Source organism: Parvibaculum sp., assembly GCF_049651025.1.
GTDB lineage: Bacteria > Pseudomonadota > Alphaproteobacteria > Parvibaculales > Parvibaculaceae > Parvibaculum.
In genome coordinates, this window is sequence record NZ_JBASBH010000025.1 from 1 (window position 1) to 8,023 (window position 8,023).

Genomic DNA, 8,023 nt, shown 5'->3' on the forward strand with positions numbered 1-8,023 from the left:
GTCGTCAGACGCAAGGTGGATGAAATGCTCATGGCAGAAACTCCATTATGTCTGCGGCGGTCGATGCCTAGTCGTCACTTTTGGTTGTGGTCGTCGTTGTCGTCGTGCTCGATGCGGGTGGCGGCACAGCGGTATTCGTCCGCTCAATCGTTGTGCTTCTGGTCGTGGTCGTCTCATCGCTCCCGCAAGCGGCAAGGCCCGCAAATGCGCCGCATATCACGAGCGCCGCAGCGGTCCGCCTGAAAGTCTGTGTAGAGATTGTCATGTCATAACTCCGGATTGGAAAAACCATGATGTCGCGAGCTTGCTCAGTAGTGTTTCTCAACTGAGGTGGAGGTCACCGTTGACGGCGCTGTCGTCGTCGTTGTGGTGCCGGGCGAATAGGGTCGTGTCGTGTCCGCGCCGGGCTGGTCGGCGGTCACGGTTGTCTGCCCCGGCGTTTGGGTGACTGTGCTGTGCGTCGTGGTCGTAGGGGCGCATGCCGCGAGAATTGCGGCGGCACCGGCAAATACGAATGGGGCAACGAAGCGGCTGGAGGTCTTCATGGACGTGCTCCTTCTGGCCCCCCGACGGCGTCAATGGATGCGCTTGGAAGTAACGATCTACGCAACCATGCGTTCCGGTTGGCCTGTCGATTTATGTTCTCACTTCGTTCTTGACTGAAATTGCCACTTCGCTACGCTCTTTCCATAAGCCGGAGTGAGGGGGCGGGGGCCATGGTTGCGCGGATTGAGACGGTTGCCTTTCAAGGCGTCGAGGCAAGGCCTGTCGATGTTCAGGTTCATATTGCGGGCGGCATGCCCGCCTTTTCCGTCGTCGGGCTTGCCGACAAGGCCGTTGGCGAAAGCCGCGAGCGGGTGCGCGCCGCATTGAACGCCATCGGCCTCGGCCTGCCGCCCAAGCGCATCACCGTTAATCTCGCGCCAGCCGACTTGCCCAAAGAAGGCAGCCATTACGATCTGCCGATTGCCCTTGGCCTTCTCGTTGCGATGGGTGTGTTGCCCGCTCATGAGCTTGAGCGCTTCGTCGTCATCGGCGAGTTGTCGCTGGACGGACAGATCAATGCGGTCGCAGGCGCGCTGCCTGCCGCCATTGCGGCGAATGCCAAGGGCCGTGGCCTCATCTGCCCCCATGATTGCGGGCCCGAAGCGGCCTGGGCGGGCATGGGGGCTGACAATCCCGGCGGCGTCCTCGCGCCCCGTTCGATCATCGCCCTCGTCAATCATTTCAAGGGCACGCAGGTTCTCTCCGAGCCCGCGCCGATGAAGGCGATGGATGCGCGCGTCCTCCCCGATCTGCGCGACATCAAGGGTCAGGAAACGGCCAAACGCGCCCTCGAAGTCGCCGCCGCCGGCGCACATAACATGTTGATGGTCGGTCCGCCCGGCTCCGGCAAGTCGATGCTCGCCTCGCGCCTGCCCGGCATTCTGCCGCCGCTCTCCCCGCGCGAAATGCTCGAAGTTTCGATGATCGCTTCCATTGCGGGCGTGTTGCAGGCAACGGGCATGGGCCGCGCCCGCGCCTTTCGCAGCCCGCATCATTCGGCCTCGATGGCGGCGCTGGTTGGCGGCGGCATTCGCGCAAAGCCGGGCGAAGTGTCGCTCGCTCATCGCGGCGTGCTCTTTCTCGACGAACTGCCCGAATTTCCGCGTCAGGTGCTGGACAGCTTGCGCCAGCCCATCGAAACCGGCGAAGCGGTTGTCGCCCGCGCTAATGCGCATGTGACATATCCTGCGCGTTTCCAGCTTGTCGCGGCGATGAACCCCTGCCGTTGCGGTCATGCGGGCGATCTGGCTCGCGCCTGCCCGCGCGTGCCGCGCTGCGTCGGCGATTATCAGTCGAAGCTCTCCGGCCCGCTCCTTGATCGCATCGACATTCATGTCGAGGTGCCGCCTGTGTCGCCCGCCGATCTTTCGCTTCCGCCGCCTGCGGAGGGCTCTGCCGAAGTGGCGGCTCGCGTGGCGGCCGCGCGCGACATTCAGGAAGCGCGATATGATGAACTCGCCGCGCATATGGGTTCCGCCGCGCCGCGCCTCAATTCGCAGGTCGAGGGCGAATTGCTCGACAAGGTCGCCACCCCAGACGAGGCGGGCATACGTCTCTTGAAGGAAGCCGCCGAGCGCATGCACCTCACGGCGCGCGGTTATCACCGTGTGCTCCGCGTCGCGCGAACGCTCGCCGATCTCGACGGCAGCGACGGTGTGCGCCGAATTCATGTGGCCGAAGCGCTTGCCTATCGCGAGCCTGTCGCAGGTCGTCTCGGCGCGGTCGCCTGAATCCCGGATCGGTACAGCCTCAGCCTCTTTACTGGTCGCCTGCGCCATCCGTGCTAGGCTTGCCTCGCATGCAACTCAACCGGGGAGGATGCAGGCCGTGGCAACAATGCTGAGACGATTGTTCGTATGCGGAATTCTGGCCTTCATGCTGGCCTCATGCTCCCGTGGCAGCGACGACGCGATCGTGGATTTTTTCCACGACATAGAAAGCGGCGCGCAGGCTGAGGCCGTAGCCCGCTTCTCGCCCGAGCTGCACAAGAAATTCAGCACCGAGGAACTCAACGCTGCCGTAGAGCGCTGGTCGCTCGACATGCAGAGACATGGCGGGCTGAAGGATGTGGCGCTGCGCGGCGGTGTCGTCACCTATAATCAAATGGCGCTTTACGACGTGACGCTGTCCTACGGAGACGGCACGAAAAAGCAGCTCCAGACCTCCGTCGTCCATGTCGACGGCCAGTGGTATATCAACGCCGCCCTCTGACCCGCTTGCATTCTGGCCGGTGATACTGGAATTATTCCGTCCGGTAATTTGCGAGCCATGAATGAAGCGGGGGGCGATTCATGTCGGTTCAGCGTATTGCAATCGTGGCGGGCAGTGCGCTGCTTGTCCTTGTTCTCCTTGCTATCTCGATCATTTTTCTGGTCTTTCCGCGCGTCTCGGCCGCAACCGATCTGAAGGTCGAGGCGACGCCGGAACTGGTCGCGCGGGGTGATTACCTCTTCAATCACGGTCTTGCCTGCATCGGCTGCCATACGCCGGAGCTGGAGCCGCACCGTTTTTCCCGCGTATTCGACAAGGCTCGCATTGGCGCTGGTCGCCACATGGGCGGCCCGGCAGAAGGTTTCCCGGCGGAGGTTTACGCGCCGAACCTGACGCCGACAGTGCTTGGCGACTGGACGGATGGTGAAATCTACCGGGCCATCGTCTCTGGCGTCGATCGTACGGGCCGCCCCCTCTTTGCGCTGATGCCCTATCCGTTCTATCGCATCCTCGACCCGCAAGATGTGAAGGCGCTGGTCGCCTATATCCGTACGCTGCCACCGCAGCCCGTCACCTTGCCGACGATGCAACTGCCGATGCCGCTTCCCATTGTCATGCGTTTCGTTGCCGCCGACCCGGCGCCGCAGAAACTGCCTGACGCCAGGGACGAGGTGGCGCTCGGCAAATATCTGACGACCACGGGCGCCTGCTTTGAGTGCCACACCAAGCGCAATGATCGCGGCGAACCCGTCGGCATACCCTTTGCGGGCGGCAATGTTTTTGCGCTTCCCGGTGGCGGCATCGCGCGTTCGGCAAACATCACGCCCGATGTCGAGGCGGGTATCGGCGGCTGGTCGCGGGAGGCTTTCATCGCCCGTTTTCGCGCCCATGCGCCGGACAAAATGGCGGAGATCGCGCCCGAACCCGGCGACGTCGATACCGAAATGCCCTGGACCGCCTATTCAGGCATGACGGATGGCGATCTCGCAGCGATCTACGCCTATCTGAAAACGGTGCCGCCGATCCCGGAAAAGATCGTCACTTATGAGCCACCGGTTGCCACGAAGTAATGCTCCCTTAATCCTTGAAGCTCGCTTTTATCCGCAGGTTTCCGGGGTCGGTAACATTCTGTAAAGCATGTCTGGCGCACCTTGGAGCCTCACGGCCAAGGCGCGCGACATATGATGTTTTCATTCGGTGAACCAGCACCTCTGGTCCTTCTGGCGCTGGCAACGGTTCTCCTGCTGGGTGTCGAAGCCTGGCGGCGTGCGTCCGCGCGCGCAAAGGCGCATAGGGCCGAGGCGGCGAAAGCGGAAGCCGAACTCGAAACGCTCCGTGACAAGAACTGGGAGCTTGCCGAGCGCGAGGAGCGCTATCGCGATCTCGTCAAGACGCAAGGCGATGTGATCCTGCGCAAGGATCTCATGGGCCGCGTCACCTATGTGAATGACGTTTTCTGTCAGACCTTTGGCAGGAGCCGCACGGATACGCTGGGCCTGCCCTTTGCGCCCGAATTGCCCGAAGGCGAGCCGCATCGCATGCTCGGTTCCTTCTCGGGCCTCGCCATGCCGCCTCATCGCGTGCGCTTCGATCAGCGCATTGTCACGGTTGCGGGCCCGCGCTGGTTTGCCTGGGAAGAATTTGCGATCCGCGACGATGACGGCAAGCTGAAGGAAATCCAGACCGTTGGCCGCGATATCTCCGACCGAAAGGTTGTCGAGGAAAAGCTGGCGGGTACGCTCGACGAGGCGCAGGCCGCAAACCGCGCCAAGGGTCTTTTCCTTGCAGCGATGAGCCATGAAATCCGAACGCCGATGAACGGCGTTCTCGGCATGACAAGCCTCCTGCTCGACACGAAGCTGACGCCCGCGCAACGCTCCTACGCCGAAGCGGTCAAGCATTCGGGCGAGGCATTGCTGTCGATCATCAACGACATTCTCGACTATTCCAAAATCGAAGCGGGCAAGATCGATATTGCCGATGCCCCGCTTGATCTGCGCGGGACGCTCGAAAGCGTCTGCGAATTGCTGTCGCCCAAGGCCTTCGAGAAGGGTCTCGAAATCATCGCCGAGATCGAACCGCAGGTGCCGCAGCGCCTGTCCGGCGACGAGGCGCGCATTCGTCAGGTGCTCATCAATCTTGCGGGCAATGCGATCAAGTTCACGGAATCGGGCGGCGTCATTTTGCGCGCCCGTCTCGATTCATATTCGTATACGGATGATGTGGCCCGGATCGTCATCGAGGTCGAAGATACAGGCATCGGCATTGAGCGCGATGCCATCGACGTGATCTTCGATGAGTTCGCGCAAGCCGACCAGACGCTTGCCCGCCGCTATGAGGGCACCGGCCTCGGTCTTGCGATCAGCCGCCATCTTGTGACTGCAATGGGCGGCACGATTGAAGTTGAAAGCGAGATCGGCCACGGCTCGCATTTCCGCGTCAGCCTGCCGCTTGCCGCGATCGAGCCTGCCATGCCGCGCCGCGCGTCACTTGCGGGGCAACGCATCGTCATGTTCGACGACAGGCCGATCCTTGCCGCATCGCTGGCGCGCAGCGCCCGTCTGGCAGGCGCGGAGGTTCGTCTCGTGTCCACCGGCGAGATGTTGATTGCGGCGCTCGAACGCGAACCCGCTGATGTTCTGATGTGCCCCATCGATACCGCCGAAGGCCCCGGCGCAGAAATCGTCGCGCGCGCTCGTGCCTTCGCGCCGGGCATAGATGCAATCGTTCTGCTGCGCCCGCAAGATCGCGACCGCCTGCCTGCCTTGATCGGTCAGGAAGGCAATCCGGCCATGTTCCAGCGCATCTTCGACGGCTATCTCGTGCGCCCGGTGCGCGCCTCGTCGCTGCGCGCGCGCCTTGAAGCGTTGATGAGCGGCACCGCTCCGACTTTCCCGCGCGAGAATATCCGCGACGACTATCGCCACTCCGGCGTGGAGCGCGAAGAAATCGCTCCCGCGCCTCGCTTGAGCGTGGGCCTCAACATTCTCGTTGCCGAGGATAATGAGATCAACGCCCTGCTGACGCGCACACTGCTTGAGCGGGATGGCCACACGGTTCGCGTGGCATCCAACGGTCAGGAAGTGCTCGACGCGCTCGACGATGACGGCGCGCCGACCGATATCGTGTTGATGGATCTGCATATGCCCGGCATGGACGGCTTCGAGGCGACGCGCCGCATTCGCGCGCTGGCTGATGAGCGTTCCAGCGTGCCTGTCATCGCGCTGACCGCCAACGCCATGGCCGATGATCGCCAGACCTGTCTCACGGCGGGTATGGACGATTATCTGTCGAAGCCCGTATCGCCCGACGCTCTTTCCCGCATGCTCTCCGACTGGTCCTGTCGGCGCAGCGACCTTGGCCTTGCGCCCGCTGATGCCGCCCGCGCAAATCTCGCCTAATCTATCCTCGACCTGATTCGAGGCCGGGAGAGATCGTGACGGATATTGCCGAGAAACGAAGCCTGAGCACGCGCCTCACCGGCGCATGGGCGGTCTATACCGAACGCCGCATGCTCATCATGTTGCTGCTCGGATTCTCTTCAGGGCTTCCGTTTCTTCTCGTCTTCGGCACGCTTTCGGCATGGTTGCGCACGGCAGGCGTATCGCGCGCCGATATCGGCTTGATGAGCTATGTGGGCCTTGCCTACACGATCAAGTTTCTCTGGGCGCCGCTTCTCGACCAGATCCGCCTCCCCTGGCTCGACGCCAAACTTGGCAAGCGCCGCTCCTGGATGATCCTCGCGCAGCTCACCGTTGCGATTGCCCTTGTCGGCATTTCATTCTGCGACCCGTCGACCTCGCTGATGCCGATTGCAATGCTCGCCCTCTTGCTCGCCTTTGCTTCGGCAACACAGGACATTTCGGTCGATGCCTGGCGCATCGAGGCCGCATCGGACGAGCAGCAAGGTGCGATGGCTGCCGCCTATCAGCTCGGCTATCGCTTCGCGATCATCGCGTCGGGCGCAGGCGCGCTCTATATCGCCGATTTCATATCCTGGCATGCGGCCTATCTCGCAATGGCGCTGCTGATGAGCGTAGGCATCGGGGCCGCCTTGTTCGCACCCCGCCTTGCCGAGGCGCAGGCACCGATCATCGGCGAAGACAGGATCGACGCCTTCACCGAACGCCTTGATGTTCATGGCCGTACTAAAAATGCTGTCGCCTGGATCTATCGCGCCATCGTCGCGCCCTTTGTCGATTTCTTCAGCCGTCATGGCTGGAAGGCGCTGGCGATCCTTGCATTGATCGGCTTCTACCGCGTGCCGGACTTCGTCCTCGGCGTGATGGCGAACCCGCTCTATATCGATCTCGGTTTTTCGCTGACCGAGATCGCAACCGTGGTGAAGGTCTTCGGCGTCTGGATGACGATACTGGGCGCCATTGTCGGCGGCATCGTGATCGCGGGCATGGGCATCATGCGTTCGCTGCTGATCGGGGCCACAGCCGCGATCCTGACGAACTTCATGTTCTCCTGGCTCGCTATGCGAGGGGCGGACGTGACGGCCCTGACATTGACGATCAGCGCCGAGAATTTCTCGGGCGGCTTTGCCGGCACCTGTCTCATTGCTTACATGTCGAGCCTGACGAGCCATGAGTTCACGGCGACCCAATATGCGCTTTTCAGCTCCGTCTACGCCCTGCCGGGCAAGTTGCTGGGCGGCGTATCTGGTTTCATGGTCGACGGTTATGCCGCGCCGGGCCCCATCCGCGACTTCGTCATGAGCCACGCCCCTTTCCTGACGGAGAAAACGGCGGGCTATGTGCCTTTCTTCATCACCACCGGCGCGATGGGCCTCCCGGCCATTTTTCTGATCCTCTACCTGCGGCGTCATGACCGTCCGGTGGCGGCAAGGGTCTGATTCGAGCGGCGCTTGTGCTTTTCCCGCCGCTTGCCATATAAAGCCAGTCCTTTCAGGCGCTTAGGAGCGTCACACCCCTGCCGCACAAACGCGCGATAAGGGGGCCGCATGGCAGCGCTTCCTTGGCTTCGAGGCGCTATAATGAAAGGATGGCGATCATGTTCGGCCAGACATTAAGGGCCAAAGTCGCAGAAAACCGCCTTCGGGCTGGCATGAGGGGAGCCATTGTCCAGAGCAGAAGCATTGGACTTGGCAGTTTGACGGGATTTGATTTCATGACGTTGCCGGGCGCAGACGCGACCGTTGCGGATATTCCAAAGGAACAAGGCCCCGCCGCAACCGGCGTCGCGGCCCCGATGAGCTTTGGCCGCAAGGGTACGCTTGAGGTGCGCCTTGCCCGCACGC

Annotated in this window: 7 protein-coding genes; 6 read left to right on the top strand and 1 reads right to left on the bottom strand. The window is 62.3% G+C overall.

The window, feature by feature from the left end; all coding sequences use genetic code 11:
• The first annotated feature begins 80 nt into the window (after positions 1 to 80).
• Positions 81 to 272: a hypothetical protein gene (locus WA943_RS02700; RefSeq protein WP_424468296.1), complete on the top strand. Its 192-nt coding sequence runs from the start codon at positions 81 to 83 to the stop codon at positions 270 to 272.
• A 36-nt stretch (positions 273 to 308) separates the two neighbouring features.
• Here the strand turns inward: WA943_RS02700 and WA943_RS02705 are convergent, their stop codons facing one another.
• Positions 309 to 545: a hypothetical protein gene (locus WA943_RS02705; protein WP_424468297.1), complete on the bottom strand. Its 237-nt coding sequence runs from the start codon at positions 543 to 545 to the stop codon at positions 309 to 311.
• 171 nt (positions 546 to 716) lie between these two features.
• Between WA943_RS02705 and WA943_RS02710 the strand changes: the two genes are divergently transcribed.
• The 5 genes from WA943_RS02710 (at position 717) to WA943_RS02730 (ending at position 7,618) form a co-directional block, all read left to right on the top strand.
• Positions 717 to 2,276 (top strand): YifB family Mg chelatase-like AAA ATPase, encoded by a 1,560-nt coding sequence (locus tag WA943_RS02710; protein ID WP_424468298.1) that lies wholly within the window; start codon positions 717 to 719, stop codon positions 2,274 to 2,276.
• Between the two features lie 106 nt (positions 2,277 to 2,382).
• A complete protein-coding gene (locus WA943_RS02715) occupies positions 2,383 to 2,757 on the top strand; it encodes a hypothetical protein (protein WP_424468299.1) in 375 nt (124 codons plus the stop codon).
• A gap of 80 nt (positions 2,758 to 2,837) precedes the next feature.
• Positions 2,838 to 3,827 (top strand): c-type cytochrome, encoded by a 990-nt coding sequence (locus WA943_RS02720; RefSeq protein WP_424468300.1) that lies wholly within the window; start codon positions 2,838 to 2,840, stop codon positions 3,825 to 3,827.
• Positions 3,828 to 3,938: 111 nt separating this feature from the next.
• Positions 3,939 to 6,158 carry a response regulator gene (locus WA943_RS02725; protein ID WP_424468301.1) on the top strand — a complete coding sequence of 740 codons (2,220 nt, stop codon included), beginning with the start codon at positions 3,939 to 3,941 and terminating at the stop codon, positions 6,156 to 6,158.
• 35 nt (positions 6,159 to 6,193) lie between these two features.
• Positions 6,194 to 7,618, top strand: coding sequence for an AmpG family muropeptide MFS transporter (locus WA943_RS02730; protein WP_424468302.1), 1,425 nt, complete (start codon positions 6,194 to 6,196; stop codon positions 7,616 to 7,618).
• Positions 7,619 to 8,023: the final 405 nt, after the last annotated feature.